This is a genomic window from Neobacillus sp. FSL H8-0543 (assembly GCF_038592905.1).
Lineage (GTDB): Bacteria > Bacillota > Bacilli > Bacillales > Cytobacillaceae > Neobacillus.
Map to the genome: position 1 here is coordinate 3,232,788 of NZ_CP151943.1, position 16,671 is coordinate 3,249,458.

At 38.2% G+C, this 16,671-nt stretch carries 17 protein-coding genes; 11 read left to right on the forward strand and 6 right to left on the reverse strand.

Annotated elements, in window-relative coordinates:
• Nucleotides 1-801: 801 nt before the first annotated feature.
• From NSS81_RS16050 to NSS81_RS16060, 3 genes are all read left to right on the forward strand, one after another.
• Entirely contained in the window at nucleotides 802-1,821 is a 1,020-nt protein-coding gene (locus tag NSS81_RS16050) for a glutathione S-transferase C-terminal domain-containing protein (RefSeq protein ID WP_342429683.1), read from the forward strand.
• Between the two features lie 22 nt (nucleotides 1,822-1,843).
• Nucleotides 1,844-2,347, forward strand: coding sequence for a GNAT family N-acetyltransferase (locus NSS81_RS16055; RefSeq protein ID WP_342429684.1), 504 nt, complete (start codon nucleotides 1,844-1,846; stop codon nucleotides 2,345-2,347).
• Nucleotides 2,348-2,458: 111 nt separating this feature from the next.
• Entirely contained in the window at nucleotides 2,459-2,671 is a 213-nt protein-coding gene (locus NSS81_RS16060) for a hypothetical protein (protein ID WP_342429685.1), read from the forward strand.
• Between the two features lie 67 nt (nucleotides 2,672-2,738).
• On the opposite strand, the gene NSS81_RS16065 is transcribed toward NSS81_RS16060, so the two are convergent.
• A complete protein-coding gene (locus tag NSS81_RS16065) occupies nucleotides 2,739-3,929 on the reverse strand; it encodes a MalY/PatB family protein (protein ID WP_342429686.1) in 1,191 nt (396 codons plus the stop codon).
• 175 nt (nucleotides 3,930-4,104) lie between these two features.
• Here NSS81_RS16065 and NSS81_RS16070 point away from each other — a divergent pair, with 175 nt between their 5' ends.
• Nucleotides 4,105-4,611 (forward strand): GNAT family N-acetyltransferase, encoded by a 507-nt coding sequence (locus tag NSS81_RS16070; protein WP_342429687.1) that lies wholly within the window; start codon nucleotides 4,105-4,107, stop codon nucleotides 4,609-4,611.
• A 37-nt stretch (nucleotides 4,612-4,648) separates the two neighbouring features.
• On the opposite strand, the gene NSS81_RS16075 is transcribed toward NSS81_RS16070, so the two are convergent.
• Nucleotides 4,649-5,086 carry a YbaN family protein gene (locus tag NSS81_RS16075; RefSeq protein WP_342434046.1) on the reverse strand — a complete coding sequence of 146 codons (438 nt, stop codon included), beginning with the start codon at nucleotides 5,084-5,086 and terminating at the stop codon, nucleotides 4,649-4,651.
• A 103-nt stretch (nucleotides 5,087-5,189) separates the two neighbouring features.
• On the opposite strand from NSS81_RS16075, the gene NSS81_RS16080 reads away from it, so the two are divergent.
• The 3 genes from NSS81_RS16080 to NSS81_RS16090 all read left to right on the forward strand — a co-directional run bounded on the left by NSS81_RS16080 (nucleotide 5,190) and on the right by NSS81_RS16090 (nucleotide 6,937).
• Entirely contained in the window at nucleotides 5,190-5,645 is a 456-nt protein-coding gene (locus NSS81_RS16080; protein ID WP_342434047.1) for a DUF2269 family protein, read from the forward strand.
• Nucleotides 5,646-5,799: 154 nt separating this feature from the next.
• Nucleotides 5,800-6,123, forward strand: coding sequence for a hypothetical protein (locus NSS81_RS16085; RefSeq protein ID WP_342429688.1), 324 nt, complete (start codon nucleotides 5,800-5,802; stop codon nucleotides 6,121-6,123).
• A gap of 136 nt (nucleotides 6,124-6,259) precedes the next feature.
• Complete coding sequence (locus tag NSS81_RS16090; protein WP_342429689.1) at nucleotides 6,260-6,937, forward strand: hypothetical protein; 678 nt, start codon at nucleotides 6,260-6,262, stop codon at nucleotides 6,935-6,937.
• A 519-nt stretch (nucleotides 6,938-7,456) separates the two neighbouring features.
• On the opposite strand, the gene NSS81_RS16095 is transcribed toward NSS81_RS16090, so the two are convergent.
• From NSS81_RS16095 to NSS81_RS16110, 4 genes are all read right to left on the reverse strand, one after another.
• The gene (locus tag NSS81_RS16095) at nucleotides 7,457-7,933 is read right to left on the reverse strand and encodes a hypothetical protein (RefSeq protein ID WP_342429690.1); all 477 of its coding nucleotides are present in this window, start codon (nucleotides 7,931-7,933) and stop codon (nucleotides 7,457-7,459) included.
• A gap of 268 nt (nucleotides 7,934-8,201) precedes the next feature.
• Nucleotides 8,202-9,299 carry an acetyl-CoA C-acyltransferase gene (locus NSS81_RS16100; protein ID WP_342434048.1) on the reverse strand — a complete coding sequence of 366 codons (1,098 nt, stop codon included), beginning with the start codon at nucleotides 9,297-9,299 and terminating at the stop codon, nucleotides 8,202-8,204.
• Complete coding sequence (locus NSS81_RS16105; protein WP_342429691.1) at nucleotides 9,295-10,752, reverse strand: AMP-binding protein; 1,458 nt, start codon at nucleotides 10,750-10,752, stop codon at nucleotides 9,295-9,297. Before NSS81_RS16105 ends, NSS81_RS16100 begins: the two co-directional genes overlap by 5 nt.
• A gap of 32 nt (nucleotides 10,753-10,784) precedes the next feature.
• Entirely contained in the window at nucleotides 10,785-11,348 is a 564-nt protein-coding gene (locus NSS81_RS16110) for a biotin transporter BioY (RefSeq protein ID WP_342429692.1), read from the reverse strand.
• Between the two features lie 316 nt (nucleotides 11,349-11,664).
• On the opposite strand from NSS81_RS16110, the gene NSS81_RS16115 reads away from it, so the two are divergent.
• From NSS81_RS16115 to NSS81_RS16130, 4 genes are all read left to right on the forward strand, one after another.
• A complete protein-coding gene (locus NSS81_RS16115; protein WP_342434049.1) occupies nucleotides 11,665-13,182 on the forward strand; it encodes a 4-hydroxyphenylacetate 3-hydroxylase family protein in 1,518 nt (505 codons plus the stop codon).
• 18 nt (nucleotides 13,183-13,200) lie between these two features.
• The gene (locus tag NSS81_RS16120) at nucleotides 13,201-13,683 is read left to right on the forward strand and encodes a flavin reductase family protein (RefSeq protein WP_342429693.1); all 483 of its coding nucleotides are present in this window, start codon (nucleotides 13,201-13,203) and stop codon (nucleotides 13,681-13,683) included.
• Between the two features lie 230 nt (nucleotides 13,684-13,913).
• The gene (locus tag NSS81_RS16125; RefSeq protein ID WP_342429694.1) at nucleotides 13,914-15,782 is read left to right on the forward strand and encodes a XylR N-terminal domain-containing protein; all 1,869 of its coding nucleotides are present in this window, start codon (nucleotides 13,914-13,916) and stop codon (nucleotides 15,780-15,782) included.
• Between the two features lie 184 nt (nucleotides 15,783-15,966).
• Nucleotides 15,967-16,629: an HAD family hydrolase gene (locus tag NSS81_RS16130; protein ID WP_342434050.1), complete on the forward strand. Its 663-nt coding sequence runs from the start codon at nucleotides 15,967-15,969 to the stop codon at nucleotides 16,627-16,629.
• Nucleotides 16,630-16,671 lie beyond the last annotated feature (42 nt).

The following is a 16,671-nucleotide window of genomic DNA, read 5'->3' on the forward strand; positions in this document are numbered from 1 at the left end:
TTTTGCACTATAAAAATGCAGGGCAATTTGTAAGACTGGAGAGATTAAAAAACATTAGAATCGTAAGGGTTTATACCCTTGCTAACTCTATTTTTGCTTTTAATTGCTAATTACAAATTTTACTCCCATTTCCGCCCTCTCCGTACCGTTTTTTGTGTAGGTATGAGAATTCATAGGCGGAGAATTTCCTGCTAATGTATATAGGGGAAGCTTATGAAACGTATATAAGCGGAGATATTCCGATTAACTGCTTTAAATAAGACAAAATCCAAAGACTTGGATAATATAAACGGAAAAACTCCCCTTATTTTTAAGGAAATATGGGTATTTCCCAATTTAGCCGGAATTTTTCCGTTTATTTTTCATATACAGTGCAATCAACATTCAATTATAACAGAGCCTACCCTTAAATATTTTTCTGTAAGTAAAAATGTAGTGTATTTTGCTGTGGTACACTGGCTATTGTACCCCCACATTTTAATATACAAATTGCACTACAAATTCTCCCAAAATAATTATTAAAATCCCTTTATGTCAACAAAAATAGACCTCCAAATTACCATACAATTTGAAGGTCATTTAGCATCACATTTTTAATATTTGCGATAGTTAACGGACCCCGACATGTTGAGTGTCTTTTTTTATGTTCCGAGATATTTTCTTAAACTATGAATTATATTTTGAATTTTTAGTATTTTGATTGTATAATCAAATCTGAATTACACAAAATCAATTAAACCGATTGAAAAACTCATATTTTAATAAAATGCTAATATCATGACAAAATGAGAGGTGGATTCCATGAAACAAAACGAGCAGGAAACGAGCAGTCAACGTAATGGGCTAGTTAAAGAAATTAAAGCCGATGGCTCGTTTAATCGTCAAAAAAATAGCTTCACCACACCTTTTGGAAAGAATCCGGGAGAGCTGCTAATTGAGTCAGGCAGGTACCGGCTTTTATGGTCGGCGGTTTGCCCCTGGGCACATCGTTCTGTAATTGTTAGAAGAATACTAGGGTTGGAAGAAGTTGTCAGTTTAGGTACGGCAAGTCCGATGCGACCCAACCTCCCGTATGTTGATTGGGAATTTTCTATAGATGAAAATGGTGTGGACCCGGTATTGGGTATTAAGTATATGAGTGAAATTTATAAGAAAACAGACCCGAACTATGAAGGACGCCCAACTGTGCCGGTAATTGTAGATACAATGGAACAAAAGGTTGTTAATAATGATTATTTTAAATTAACAAACTACCTTGAGACTGTGTGGGCACCATTTCACAAAGAAAATGCCCCAGATCTTTATCCTGAACACCTACGTGAAGAGATTGATAGTTTAAATGATATCATCTTCCATGATGTGAACAATGGTGTATATAAATGCGGCTTTGCTCGCTCGCAAGAAGCCTACGAGCAGGCGTATGACACATTATTTAAGAGATTAGATGAATTGGAGCAGCGTTTAGCGAAACAACGTTTCTTGTTCGGTGATTTTATCACCGATTCAGATGTTAGACTTTATGCCACACTAGTCCGCTTCGATGTGGCGTATTACTCTGCCTTCAAGGCAAACCGAAATCGTATAGTTGACTTTCCTAGCTTATGGGGATATCTGCGTGATTTATTTCAAACAACCGGTTTTGGTGATACGACCGATTTCGATGCAATAAAAAGGCATTATCATTTATCGAATCATATTGCCAGTAATGATCAAAAAGGGCAGACGATTTTACCAAAGGGTCCGGATATGTCTGGCTTAGTATCCCAACATAATCGACAAGCACTAAGTACTAACACCGAAAAATTTTTATACAAAAAGTAAACATTAGGAGATGAGTAGCCTTTTGATTATTCGTGATGCCTATGAAAGTGAATTATCTTTTATTCGATCGCAACGAGTCCAATCCTATGAAGAACATAAAAAAAGTATACCAATGGAGCATTGGAATGCCCTAAAACAGGCCATCTCATCGGAGGCAGACAACCTGCCTGGTGTCGAAAGGATTGTGGCTGAATTAGAGGGGGAAATAGTGGGTAGTGTTGTTTTGTTCCCTGCTAAAACGGATGCTTATGAAGGGGCTATTGACGAACTGGATTATCCTGAAATTCGAATGCTTGCTGTAGCTCCTGAAATGCAGGGGAAGGGGGTAGCTACTGCCTTAGTTTCTGAAAGTATTCAGCGCACAAGAGCGAGAGGTTACCATGTTATTGGACTGCATACCGGGCAGTTTATGGCAGGAGCAATTAGATTATACGAACGGCTTGGCTTTGTCCGTCAACCTCAATTTGACTTTGAACCGGCCGATGATGGCATTATTGTTAAAGCCTATCGACTTTCTTTAAAATGATCCAAGTAGAAAAAGGTAGAATTTAGTCGAATGAAACTTTGAGAAATAAATTGGTTTTTAAAGGAAAAGTCCTCCATTATGTCGAAAATATTAGATAAAGGGGTTGACCCAATGAATAAAGTTGGTTTAATGAAGAGTTTCCAAAGTGCAAGCCGAGGAAATCTGTTTTCCATTGAAATTCCAAAGGCAACAAAGGAAGAAGAAAAACAGATTGGTGAATGGATTAGCGAATTAGAAAGAGAAGGAAAAATCAAAGTAAGAGAACTCTTGCAACGAGAATACTCCGTGTTTTTACATGGAATCATTAAGTACGCATCCGAATAGTCGGGTGTTTTTTTTTTATAAAAAACCAGGTAGAACAAGAAGTCCACCTGGTTTTGTGAAGTATAAATTATTTTATGTCCTCAAACTCCCTAGCCATTCGTTCAAATGCTTCCTTTATCATCGGTCGTGGGGAAGGGAGACAAATGCGTTGATAGTTTAAACCTTCTTCACCAAACATCTTGCCATCTTCTAAAAGAACATTCGCTTTATTGTAAATTCTGTCATGGACTTCTTCAGGTGATAGGCCGTAACCACTGAAGTCTAGCCACATCACATACGTTCCTTCGGGAATTATTGCTTTTACTTTAGGCATTCTTTCCTCTAAGAAGCTTTTCACAAAATCCATTGTCCCATCAATATAATCAATTAACTGCTCTAACCATTCCTCCCCGTCGTTGTAAACCGAAATCAGCGCCGAGATTGTAAATGGCGAGGCTAAATGGTGGCCCATTACTCTAACGAATGTATTTCGGAGCTCGGGATTTGGAATAATCACGTTGGTACAATGCAGTCCAGCCAAATTAAAGGTTTTGTTGATCGCTGTAAACGTAACAATATGTTTATCACTGTCTGCAGCTTTTACAATTGGAAAGAAGGTTTGATGGCGTCTAATTAAATCTCCGTGAATTTCATCTGCTATGATAAGTACGTTATTTTCTGCACAAATTGCCGATAATTTAGCAAGCTCATCCTTGGTATACACTTTTCCTGTTGGATTATGAGGATTACATAAGATAAACATTTTCGTGCTTTCATCTTTTGATTTCGCTTCAAAGTCTTCAAAGTCAATCGAATACTTTCCGTCCTCATCCGATTTAAGAGGATTATTTACTAATTTTCGATTATTCCCTTCAATGGCAGAGGTAAAAGGCGGATAGACAGGACGCTGAATGATGATGCCATCTCCAGGCTCCGTAAAGGCCTTAACCGCCATATTCAAAGCGTACACTGTTCCAGGGCTGTAGACGATTTCTTCTCTTTTAATCTCCCAATCATGTCGTTTTTTAAACCAATGTTGAATCGCTTCATAATATTCATCAGGAAAAATTGAGTAACCAAAGATCTTATGATCAACAGTTTTATGTAAGGCTTCTATTAGAGGTTGCGGGACGGGTAAATCCATATCTGCCGTAAATAACGGTAAGGTTTCCTCATCATATCGATCAGTAAAACCCATTTGCTTAAGTAAGTCTCCTCCGTCCCATTTTATGGAATAAGTTCCTCTTCGGTTGACGATTTCATCAAAGTTATAGATCATTTATTTTTCCCCTTTCGAATATACCGATTTATTAAGATATTTTATGACAGTTAACATGATAAATATAGTATCATCATATTAAAAATAAATTATCAAAGGTTTCCTTAATTTTAACAGACTTTGGATTATACCTCATGTTTTTACACTTAGAGAAACTTAAAAGGAGGAGAAGCGAATGGAAATAAGATTACTTGTACGCACTGATGCAGAAAGTTATTGGAAGTTGAGATTAGAGGCACTTAAGAAAAACCCGGAAGCCTTTTTAACTAGCTATGAAGATGCAATTAAAAGAGAAAACCCAATTGAACAGGTTGCCAGCAGTTTCAAAACGGAAGGAAACTATACCTTTGGGGCTTTTGATCAGGATAACTTGATTGGTATGGTGACGTTACTTCAGGAAAAGGCAGAAAAAATCCAGCACCGGGCGAATATTTATGCTATGTATGTCACACCTAAGAAACAAGGTTTAGGTGTTGGAGAGGCGTTACTAATAGAGGCTTTGAATAAAGCGAGGACGATTGAAGCAATTGAAAAAATCAATCTAGCCGTAATGGCCAGCAATCAAAAAGCAAAGAAGCTCTATGAAAAACTAGGATTTCAAACTTACGGGCTAGAGGAAAAAGCGATGAAAATAAATAATACCTATTATGATGATGAGCACATGGTACTGCATATTAAATAGACAACGAATAAATGCATGGTGACTTAGCACCATGCATTTATTGAGGAACCGTTTTTATTTTATAGATGAAATAATAATATTTATAGATAACGATCGCTAGAAGCGTGACCCTTACTAGTAAATTATTAACCAGGAAGAAGGCGATCGCTATCATTACATCTGCAAATAATAAAATGGTCAGTTTCTGTTTTAATGTCATCGACCGTTCTTTGACGAAGCTTTCCAAATGGCGCTTATAAACATTTGTCCCTTTAAACCATATCTCAAATCGTTCAGATCCTTTTACAAAGCAGAAGGATGCTAACAGTAATAGAGGAGTTGTTGGCAATAACGGAAGTACAATTCCCAAAATCCCGAGGCCAAGGGAGATAAAACCAATGATGATATATAGAAGTTTAATGACCTTCTTAATGATGATTGCCCCCTCTTTAGCTTTTGTGTCATACTGATTTTTCTCTATTATAACATTTTTAATGTGAAAAAATTATGTCTGAAAATCCACAATAACTGTTTTAAATCACTTAAAGGAAACTAGGTTTATGATAAAATGGGAAGGCAGAGAATGGAGGTTGCAGCTCATGAGTACTCTTTATCAAGTTCTTGTAGTCATACATATTTTTTCAGCTATTTTAGGCATGGGTCCTGGGTTTATTTTAATGACGGTTGTGAAAGGGTCGAAAACAATGACCGAATTAAGACATTCCCATGCAATAAGGCATTCCCTACATATTTTTGTCATGATTGGCGGTACCCTTTTATTAATTACTGGTTTAATCATGGGTTCCATAAATCTAAATCTATTTAAAATGGGCTGGTATGTAACAAGTCTCGGACTCTTTTTGGCAGCACTTGCCATGGGACCGCTCGTTTTGTCACCAAGGTCAAAACCTATTAAAGCATTATTACATTCCCACCAAGGCGATGACATTCCTGAAGAATACAATCGATTATCAAAAGAACTTTTTCGCTATGAATCCCTTGAAAATATAATTTTCCTGATCATTATTGCGTTAATGATTCTAAAACCATTTTAATATAAAGGGTATGGCTAATGAACAGCCATTCCTTTTTTTATTTGTATAAATATGAATTACCTTAATTTTAATAAAAATGATCATGTAAATATTTCTTTGTGCGTGTGAATATACATACGATAATCATTATTTATTGAAATGGGGGGATCAGGTCTTGAAATTCAAGATACATCGCTGTAATTGTCGCAATATTTGGTCCGTTCAAAACAGAAAGACGAAGTTGATTGTATCGAGTATCCTTCTAAATGGGAAATGGAGTACGGAAATAAAACCAGAAAGGATACGTAATCCAAAAGGATTTGTTACAACAACAAGTAGTCAAGATATTATACTGAATCCTGCCTTGGAATTAGTGGAACAATATATTAAGGTCGAACAATTAATTTATGATAAAAGAAAGGTAAACTTTAACTTGAAAGAAGGGGAAAATTTATATTTTGCTGATGATGGTAGCTGTTACGTGGTTAAAAAGGGTTAAAGATTGAGAGCTGTCCCTGTGGTAGCTCTCTTTCGTTTTTTTTGCTGAACATCAGGTTTAGTTTTTGAAGGAATTTGCCAAACTGATAGGGAACTAAGTTAGTTAAATAGATTATTAGGAAGGGAGATTGGTTTGGGTGAAGAAATATAATGTTCATACATATGAAGAAGCGATCGAGGTAATTAAGGAAATTGGTTTTCTGCCACTTGCGTCGCTTATTCCTGGGTATCCTTCTTTGGACAGCATGACTGCCAAAGAGCAGTGGCATACAGGCACAGAATTCGATCCATGGTTATGGCGTGCGAAGTTCCCGGTTGATGGTGCCGCAGCTTACGGTAAATTTGTTAAAAAGAAATCGGTGTTAATCTCTAGTGAATGGCTGCCGATGGTTAAGGCAGTCTTGGGATCCCGTCATTCATTAAAGCAGCGCTATCAAGATGGATTAGTTTCTCGTGAGGCATTGGAGCTATTTGAGTTAATTCGTGAGAGTGAAGGAATCGACACGAGATTATTGAGAGTGCAGGCCGGAATGAAGGATAAGGAAAAGAAAAAGTCATTTGATAACGCTTTGCTGGAATTGCAAGGTTCGATGGATATAGTCGTTGCTGGCACCAAGGCGAAAACAAACGACCAGGGTGAGAAAAATGGCTGGAGCAGTACCGCTTTCGAAACAATGTTGCACTGGACAGAGCATAATCGTATCGCTGAAACCCCGATCGAAATGGAAGATGCAAAAATGATGCTTAAGGATCACTTTGCAAGCTTTTGTAGTGAAGAGACAATGAAGGCTTTTGCGAAAATATTTAAGTTTTAAGAGGAATCCATTGTGATTTCCTCTTTTTTCGTTTAAAAGGAGTCAATTAGTGTAATTTGCTGAAAAAACAGCTGAAATTCTCTGGTCATATATTATAGGAAGGTCAGATATATCCGCGAAACAGATATTTGCGGAAAATTAATTATATCCGAGAAACCCCGAAATTAGCCTGTCCCATCTGGAGCCAATCTCCATATTTATATAGTAAGAAACTTCAAGGTGGTGTAGTAAAGTGAGAAGAAAGAATAAAAAGCTGGCACTCTGCATCTTTCCCAATTATAGATGGTGTGGACCGGGTTGTAGTGGACCAGGAGCACCTATAAATGATGTAGATGCCTGTTGTTATCGACATGACCGATGTCTTAGTCGAGGGAATTCGTCTTGTTACTGTGATAAACAATTCATGGATTGCCTCTACTCAAAAATGAATCGGCGAACACAAAAAGGTAGACATGCAGCCCTTATGTATAATTTCATGAAATTGAAAAGTTCGTTCACTTGTAACCATCCCAAAAATTATTAAACTTTCCTTAAGAGTGCCTTATTTTCTAGAATACAAACCCACCTATAATATCCTAACAATATAAGCAGAAGAATAGGATTTACGATTGCTGCATGCCAAATTTCCCACCAACCGTAATGAAAATATCCCCAAGGCTCAGGCAGTAAAGTAAGGTATTCGTAAATTAACATAAAAATCTCAAAGATGATTATGAATACTAGCTTTTGTATAAATTTGCCTTTATGAGGATACCAATTTAGAAAGAATATATTCACAGGTGGTATTAATATCGTATGCGGAAGTATCCCCCTCCAATTTGGCTCATGATCGAAATACCAATAGCCGTGGTATTTATAATCAATAAAAGTATCGAAGAGTGTTTGGAAAGCAATTGTAAACATCCAAATATGAAGGATCTGGTTCCCTGATAGTTTTTTATTTGTTTTAAAGCCAATGATGTTAAATAAGATAATAGCAATCAAAAGTCCAATCATAAGTAATCCTCTTTTTTATTTTAAAATCCCCTAATAAAAAATGAACTATACCCAGAAAATTTCCTATTAGCTAAATGTCTTCTTTGGTATAATATTTATATTAGAATATTGTTATATGAACTGCAGTATTCTTTCAATGGATTTCTGTATTTTTAGTTAACTGTTTAAAAATAGGGCGATTAGCATTTCATTTAGCTACTACAACTAACGTGATTTCGAACTAAAAAAACGTTGAGACAAATGCAGTGTCTCAACGTTTTTTCTTTTCTTATCGAACGGTTTCAAATAAGACAGCAACCCCGATGCCGCCGCCGCTGCCGATCGCAGCAAGGACGTATTTTGCTTCTTTTTGACGTTGTACTTCGTAGAAAAGCCGTGTAACCAAAATGGCCCCAGATGCTCCGTAAGGATGACCGATGGTTAGAGCTCCGCCGCTAACGTTCAGCTTTTCGTAAGGAATCGAGAGCTCCTGTGCACAGGCGACGATTTTCGAGGCAAAGGCTTCATTGATTTCAATGAGATCGATGTCCTGAATTGTCAACCTGTTTCGTTCAAGTAAGGTTTTAATGGCTGGAATAGGTGCTGATCCTGGATAGTGAGGATGAACAGCTGCGACCTGACTGTCGACGAATCGGAGGATTGGCTTGAGGCCGAGACGTAATGCAGAGTTTTCTTCCATCACCACGGCCGCTGCCGCACCATCTTGAATTCCACAGCTGTTGGCTGCCGTAACTGTATTGTTTTCTCCAGAAAGTATTGGTTTTGCCCGTTTAACAAGTGCCTCCATGTTCCGCTTTTTATGTAATCCTTCATCCTGGTACCATTGTGCTACAGGAAGGATTTCCTCCTTGAAAAAGCCTCTTTCAAAAGATTCCCAGCTGCGTCGATAACTTAAGAGGGCATAATCATCCTGTTGGTCTTTTGTTATTCCATATTTCGTGGCAACAAATTCTGCAGCCTCGACCATATCCGGGTCGCCAAGGCTGTCCGGTGAAAAGCGGGCGCGCTTCAGGTATGGGGAGGTGCTCGTGCTTTCGACTCCGCCCGCAATGTAGCACTGACCGGCGCCTGCCTGAATCAAGCAGCATGCGATTCGAATGGCTTCGAGTCCGGCGCTGCATTGACGGTCAATCGTTAATCCTGGTATAGAAAGCGGAAGACCAGCTTCCAAAACTGATAACCTGCCAATGTTTCCTCCGGGACCAGTGACATTTCCTACTATCACATCATCCACTTTGGCTTCAATGCCACTGGCTAATTGACGAAGAAGAGGGGCAACCAGTTCATGTGGTTGAAATGTCTGCAGTATCCCATTCTTTTTTCCAATTGGCGTACGTTTTGCTTGGACAATTACGGCTCTGCTAATGGCTCTTCACCTTGCTTTCGATTAATGCTTTTAGTTGTGACCGGGCTATTTTACCGCTTGTGGTGTGCGGTATTTCCGTCAAGAAAATCCACTTCCTCGGGACTTTATAGGGAGATAAATTCACTTTACATAACCTTTTTAATTCCTTTGTTGTGGCGGTACCTTTAATAACAGCAGTGGCAATCTGCCCCCAGTATGGGTCTCTGATGCCAATAACCGCTACTTCCTCTACGTTTGGATGAGTTCCGACTACTTTTTCAATCTCTTCTGGAAAAATATTAATACCTCCGTATAAGATCATGTTTGCCTCACGTCCAGCAAGATAGAGAAAGCCATCTTCATCGAAATAACCCATATCGTCAACAGTCATCCAGCCATTTTCATCCTCGATGGTCTGGATCCCTAGCCCATTATTTTCAAGGTACCCATTAAAGAGCATGTTACTTCTAACATATATTTTCCCTGTTTCCATTGGCTTTGCAGCTTGGAAATTGTCCCGGCGAATTTGAATTTCGACGTTATGACAAGGTCTGCCAACCGAACCAGGTTTTCGTGCATTTTCTACGTTCGTTAAGACCGTAATAAAACTAAGCTCACTTGCACCATAAAATTCGTACATCGAGAAATGCGGGAACAAGGTTTGAAGATGCTCCTTAGAATGATCTTCCCACTTCGCACCAGAAGAGAGGAGTTTTACGGGTTTCTCAATTGAACGCTCCTCCATTAGCAAGGCAGCTATCATTGTCGGGACCAGATATACAACCGTGATTGGATGTGTTTCGATTAACGATAGTGTTCGGTTTGGGGAGAATTTTTCAAGTAGGTAGACGGTTCCTCCCAGGTACAAGGTGCTGATGACCCCATATAAGAAATGGGAATGAATCAAGGCTCCAGGAATGAGGACATGATTGTTTTCATCGAGCTGAAAATCGATTTTGGTACAATCAAAACTAGCAAGCCAGGAATCATGGGATCGGATAAATGCCTTCGGATCACCAGTTGTACCTGAGGTAAAGCCCATATAAAAGGGCTGCTTTCCATCGATATCCACTTTTCTTACCCAAGTGGTTTGGTCGATTTCCAGTTGGCACTCCTCATAGATGATAACCCTTGGATGGAGGTGCTTGACCTTCGGAAACAGTTCCCTTGTTGTGATAAAAATGGAGGGGCGGGATAGGGTCAATCGAGTTTGCCATTCTGTTTCTGTCCACTTTATATCAAAGGGAACAGAGGTCCAGCCAGCGGTGGCAGCCCCCGTGAAAAGCTGGAGGAAGGGAATTCCGTTTGGAAGCAATATTCCTACTATTTGATTTGTCGGTTTTAGTGAATCAAGCCAATTAGCCGTTTTCCAAACCCGCTCCTGCCAGGTTCGATACGTAATTCTTTCCTTTAGTGTGTGAATGGCGACTTTATCTGGGGAATGGTGTAAATAGGTTTCAGTAATAGAAGCCAAGGTATTTCTCCTTTCTTAAAAAAATGAGACACCTAAAGTGTCTCAGCGTTTTTATATAGGTTGCGTTTAATAACAGGTGATTTCAATAGCCTGAAAGTGAGTATTGAAGCAATGGTCGCTTTCAATACGTCACCTGGAATATACACAAGGCTGACTTTGATTGCTTCTACTAATTTTAAATCCAAAACAAAGGCTTGTACAGGAATACCAATTAAATAGATAATAAAAATTCCGGCTGTCAAATTTACGAGCAATATATTGCGTAATCGTAAGGTGCGGAAGCGGTGAATTAGAAAACCGATAATAAAAGCGGCTAAAGGATAGGAGAATAAGTAGCCGGCACTTGGTCCGACAAATACTCCGATTCCGCCACGGCCTCCGGATAATAACGGTGCTCCGGCAGCAACAACTAACAAGAAAATCGTCATGCTCCATGCCCCTAATCGTGCTCCTAATACCCCACCTGCGAGTAGTACCCCTAATGTTTGCAGGGTAATTGGAACAGGTGTAAAAGAAAGCATAAGCGGCGGAACAAAACCCAGTACCCCCATAAAAGCGGCAAGTAAAGCAACATATGTAATGTCTAAAACCTTCATATTTCCACTCCTCTATTATTTTCTTAATTTTCATTTTATATTGAGCGTAAACCATATGTCAACATGTTTTTGTATTTGGTTAACACAATGAAAGTTAACATTAAAAGTACCTATGGAAGGTTAGAGGAAAACCTACATAAGTATGGTTTTTCCCAATTATCCATCAGGGTAAAGATAGTATGCGTTGAATTGATAGCTTACCTGACTAACAGAAGTGGGTAGTGAATGGGAAAAACTCTATCAGTTCCTGTTATTGTATAGAATTTTCAGATTAATTAGAATTAGAGAAGAAGTAAAAAATCACATAGAAATGGAGATGGTTAAAATATATACTGGTAAAGAATATTTGGAGAGCCTGAAAGATGGCAGAGTTGTTTATTTAAATGGCGAGAAAATTGATGACGTGACTACACATCCAGCCTATCGAAATTCCGCTCGCTCTTATGCAAGAATGTATGATGCCCTGCATGACCCTAAGACTAGTGAGATTTTAACTACGACAACAGAATACGGAGATAAAACACATAAATTTTTTAAAACACCTAAAAGTGCGCAGGATCTTTTGGAAGCAAGAGATGCGATTGCGGAGTGGGCAAGGCTTAGCTACGGGTTTATGGGACGTACTCCCGATTACAAGGCCTCTTTTATTGGCCATCTAGATGCTTTTTCCCATTACTATGTAGGATTTGAAGATAACGCTAAGGCATGGTACAGAAAGGCAACAAAAGAAGTCCCATTTGTTAATCATACGATTATTAATCCACAAATGGACCGTTCTAAATCACTCCATGAGAATAAAGATGTATTCGTACGTGCAGTGGGGGAAAGGGATGACGGGATAATTGTAAGCGGTGCCAAGATGGTGGGAACAGCGGCTGCCTTGACTCATTATAACTTCGTTGCTAACTATGGAACAATTGATTTGGGTGATGGTGATAAGAGCCATGCATTGATTTTCTTTGTGCCAATGAATGCACCAGGCTTAAAAATGATCAGTCGCCAATCTTATGAACTTCAGGCGGCAACAAACGGTTCACCGTTTGATTACCCATTATCAAGTCGTTTCGATGAAAATGATGCGGTGATTGTTTTAGATAATGTATTTATTCCTTGGGAAGATGTGCTTTGCTATAGGAATTTAGATATTTCTAATAGATTTGCACCAGAAAGTGGTTTTATTCCACGTTATACCTTCCATGGTTGCACGCGTTTTTCTGTTAAACTAGATTTCATGACTGGTTTATTATTAAAAGCAACAGAGGCAGCAGGAACAAAGAATTTCAGAGGGGTACAGGCAAAAATTGGCGAGGTAGTAGCCCTTAGGAATATGTTCTGGGGTCTGTCCACAGCGATGGCTGCAGATCCTGAACCAGGACCAAACGGATTAGTTATTCCAAACGCATTCTCAAGTGCTGCTTATCGCGCTTTGGCACCATTGGCCTGGGTTAAAGTGAAAAATATTTTTGAGCAAGTCGTTGCTGGTGGTTTAATTCAATTACCTTCTAGCTCGAAGGATTTCCTCAATCCAGAATTAAGACCTTACTTGGATCAGTATTACAAAGGATCAGGCATTAATGCTGAGGATAGGGTCAAATTATTGAAAATGGTCTGGGATACGATTGGTACTGAGTTTGGTGGTCGCCATGAACTTTATGAAGTTAATTATGGAGGCAATCATGAAAATATAAATATGGAGGCATTATTCCATACAGAAGCTACAGGTGCAGCCGATCGTCATCGTGCATTAGTAGATTCTGCATTAAATGATTATGACTTAAACGGTTGGACGAACAACACGTGGATTAATGTATCAAAAGAGATGGTAAAACAATAGAACGAGAGGGGGTTCACCATGGATGATCGTAAATTCCGAAGTGCAATGGGGAAATTTGCTACGGGTGTAACTGTGATTACGACGGAGATTGACGAAGAGCCACATGGCATGACCGCCAATGCATTTATGTCCGTATCCCTTAACCCGAAACTTGTTGTCGTTTCCATTGGAGAAAAAGCTCAAATGCTTGAAAAAATAAAGAATAGCAAACGGTTTGCCGTGAATATTCTCTCAGAATCGCAACAGGAAGTTTCAATGATTTTTGCAGGACAGATAAAGGAGAAAAGAGATATTAGCTTTGAACGTTTAGCTGGTTTGCCTGTTTTAAAGGGTGCTGTCGTACAGGTGGCATGTGAAGTCGTAAATGAACATGTAGAAGGCGACCATACACTCTTCATTGGCAGAGTACTCGATATACAACTTCAAGATGTTGAACCCCTTCTATTCTTTAACGGGCGATATCGTTCGTTACTAAATGAAGAAGTTTTGGCAAACAATTAAGGTGAAATTTTTAAATAGTATCGTTTCCTAAATAATATTAGATGCCAATGATATTTACAGTGCACTAAAATAGTCAAAAAACGAAGGCGCCCTGCTTAAAAAACAGTAAAGCGTCTTTTTTTATGTGGCTTTAAAATACCATTTGTCGAAATATTCAATTATAATGAAAGGGGTTACATACATTTTAAAAAATTGTCATCGATTCTAATAGAAGTGAAGGTGCGAACCTATTGAAAAACCAATATCTGCTATTAAATGACAAATTATCAATTTCGCAAACCGATGAACTATTGTATGTCAATAACAAAAGATCCTTAATGATTCCCACGAAAGCATTTGGTATTTTGCAGCGTGATTTAATAAATAATATTGGAATCAAACGGATGAAGGCGTTCTTCTTTCGATATGGATGGCAATTAGGAAAAGAGGACTCAAAAGAAATAGGAATGGACCAGTCTATGACTATGCTGGAGAAAATTCTTCACGGTCCTTTCTTTCATGCCTTAAAGGGGCATGTCAGAGCGAAGGTTACTCGACAGGATCTCCAAATAGAGGATGGGATAATTAATACTCTCCGCTTTATGGGTACTTGGGAAAATTCCTATGAAGCCGAACAGCATATTCATAATTTAGGTCATTCGGATAATCCTGTTTGTTTTACGCTAACTGGCTATGCGAGTGGCTACGTTTCCACATTACTTGGCGAAGAAGTCTTTTTTAAAGAAATACAATGTGCTGGGACAGGTGCTCCGTGTTGTATTTGGGAAGGCCGTCTGCTTACGGATTGGCAGGAGGAAGCCAACGATTTGCTTTTCTATAGCAGGGAATTGCCAATTCTTCAGGAGCTTGAACAGACGAATGAAAAACTATTAATTGAAAAAAATAACCTGGCGATGGTTACGAAAATTAATACAGAACTTACCGCAGAAATCATAAAAGGAAATAATATTGATACCATTCTAGATATTGTTTATCGGCAAATAAAACACCCCGTCGTTGTCGAGGATATTCATTTTCAGGTGCTCGGTTTAAAGGGGATATCCATTGAAGGCTATGAATCTTCTAAGAAAGATTTTATTAATTACTTGAAAACAAACAATTCGATAATAAATCCGACTGTTACCTATCTAGACAATAATACTAGACTAGTTGCACCGATATTTTTACAAGATAAAAGAATTGGCTATTGTTCGTTTTTATATGAGGACAGTACAACCTCAACCAATGAAATAGATACGATGATTATTGGACGGCTGTCCTCTATCTGTTCTATGCTTATCTTAAATGAAAAGACAAAACTAGAATCAATGGAACGGATTAAAGGGCACTTTTTGGAAGAGATCATTAGTGGAAAGTATCCTTCGAAACAAGAAATTATCAAGAAGGCAGGTTATATTCAGTTAAATTTGTCAGGGGATTATTATGTTGTCCTGCTTTCCTACACCTTTACGGATCATTATGTTGAAAATAAACTCACTGTTCACACACATGCCTACGAAACTGTTGCCTCTTATTTTACTGAAAAGAATATAAATGTCTTAATTGGTCAACGACCGGATAGCCTGATCATACTCTTGCCTAATAATCAATTGGATAAGAAAAATATCGAGCATTCTATTCATTCACTTTTATCCTTTCTTAAAAGGAAGGTAAAAAACGCATTATTTCTTGCAGGAATTAGTTCGAAAAACAGTAACATTACGGAAGCGGGTATCTCCTTCGAAGAAGCCCGTTCAGCTTTACGACTTTCAAGGAGTGAGGTACCAATAACAACATTTGACGATTTAGGCATTATTGGTGTTCTAATTACTGAACAAAATGAAAAGGCGATTCAAAAGATTATAAGAGGTACCCTTGGGAATCTCTATGAAAATACTGATCATAATAAAGTTGAGCTAATCGAAACACTCTACAATTTCCTTATAAATGGCGGTAATTTGGAACAAACGGCAGAAAAGTTGGCGTTATCAGTAAGTGGCCTTCGCTATCGATTAAATAAAATAATGGATCTTCTCGGTCGCCGTGACATACGTGAACCTGAAGTCCAGTTTCAAATGATGCTAGCCCTTAAAGCATTAAAAATAATTGGCAATGGATGAGAGTATAAGGGCTTATGCTTTAAAAAGGGAAATCAGCTGATTTCTTTTTTTTATAGATTTAATAATTTAACATAAATATCTTTGTTATCGTTAGAACTAAATGAAATTGAATGAAAGTTAACCGAAGCGGAGGTTATGGTAACAAATCGAATTTCAAGCGAAAAGAGTGGAGAGTGATGGAAACATGATCAAGGCTGTTCTTTTTGATTTAGATGGAACGTTGCTAAATAGAGATGCCTCAGTAAAAATGTTCATTGATAGACAGTATGATAGATTGAATAGTTTTGTCGGTCATATTACTAAAAGGCAGTTTGTGAAAAAATTTATAGAATTGGACAACCGTGGGTATGTTTGGAAAGATAAAGTGTATCAGCAATTAGTCAATGAATTTGCTATTGAACGGATCACTTGGGAAGAACTCCTTCAAGATTATATTCATGAATTTAAGAATAACTGTGTTCCTTTTCCTAACCTTATTGAAATGTTAGAGGAATTGAAAAGTAGCAATCTTAAAATAGGAATGATCACAAATGGATTCGGGAAATTTCAGATGGATAATATAAAGGCTTTGGGTATTGAAAAGTATTTTGATGTTATTTTAGTTTCGGAGTGGGAAGGAATAAAAAAGCCAGACCCGCAAATATTCCAGAGAGCAATATCGAAACTTGATGTTTTGCCTTATGAAAGTCTATTTATGGGTGACCACCCAGAAAATGATGTGAAAGGTGCTCAAAATATAGGAATGAAGGGCATTTGGAAAAAGGACTATCAATGGCATAATGTAGATGCAGACTATATAGTCGATGATCTGGCACAATTGCCTGCTATTATTGGAAGGAAGGGTTAAACCATATATGGTGTAACTAAGGAGAACATTCTGAGTGTTATT

Excerpts from the sequence above, each read along its gene's own strand:
- NSS81_RS16070 (WP_342429687.1), top strand. The coding sequence starts at position 4,105 with ATGGAAATAAGATTACTTGTACGCACTGATGCAGAAAGTTATTGGAAG.
- NSS81_RS16130 (WP_342434050.1), top strand. The coding sequence starts at position 15,967 with ATGATCAAGGCTGTTCTTTTTGATTTAGATGGAACGTTGCTAAATAGA.
- NSS81_RS16115 (WP_342434049.1), top strand. The coding sequence starts at position 11,665 with ATGGTTAAAATATATACTGGTAAAGAATATTTGGAGAGCCTGAAAGAT.
- NSS81_RS16065 (WP_342429686.1), bottom strand. The coding sequence starts at position 3,929 with ATGATCTATAACTTTGATGAAATCGTCAACCGAAGAGGAACTTATTCC.
- NSS81_RS16110 (WP_342429692.1), bottom strand. The coding sequence starts at position 11,348 with ATGAAGGTTTTAGACATTACATATGTTGCTTTACTTGCCGCTTTTATG.
- NSS81_RS16050 (WP_342429683.1), top strand. The coding sequence starts at position 802 with ATGAAACAAAACGAGCAGGAAACGAGCAGTCAACGTAATGGGCTAGTT.
- NSS81_RS16095 (WP_342429690.1), bottom strand. The coding sequence starts at position 7,933 with ATGATTGGACTTTTGATTGCTATTATCTTATTTAACATCATTGGCTTT.
- NSS81_RS16120 (WP_342429693.1), top strand. The coding sequence starts at position 13,201 with ATGGATGATCGTAAATTCCGAAGTGCAATGGGGAAATTTGCTACGGGT.
- NSS81_RS16080 (WP_342434047.1), top strand. The coding sequence starts at position 5,190 with ATGAGTACTCTTTATCAAGTTCTTGTAGTCATACATATTTTTTCAGCT.
- NSS81_RS16060 (WP_342429685.1), top strand. The coding sequence starts at position 2,459 with ATGAATAAAGTTGGTTTAATGAAGAGTTTCCAAAGTGCAAGCCGAGGA.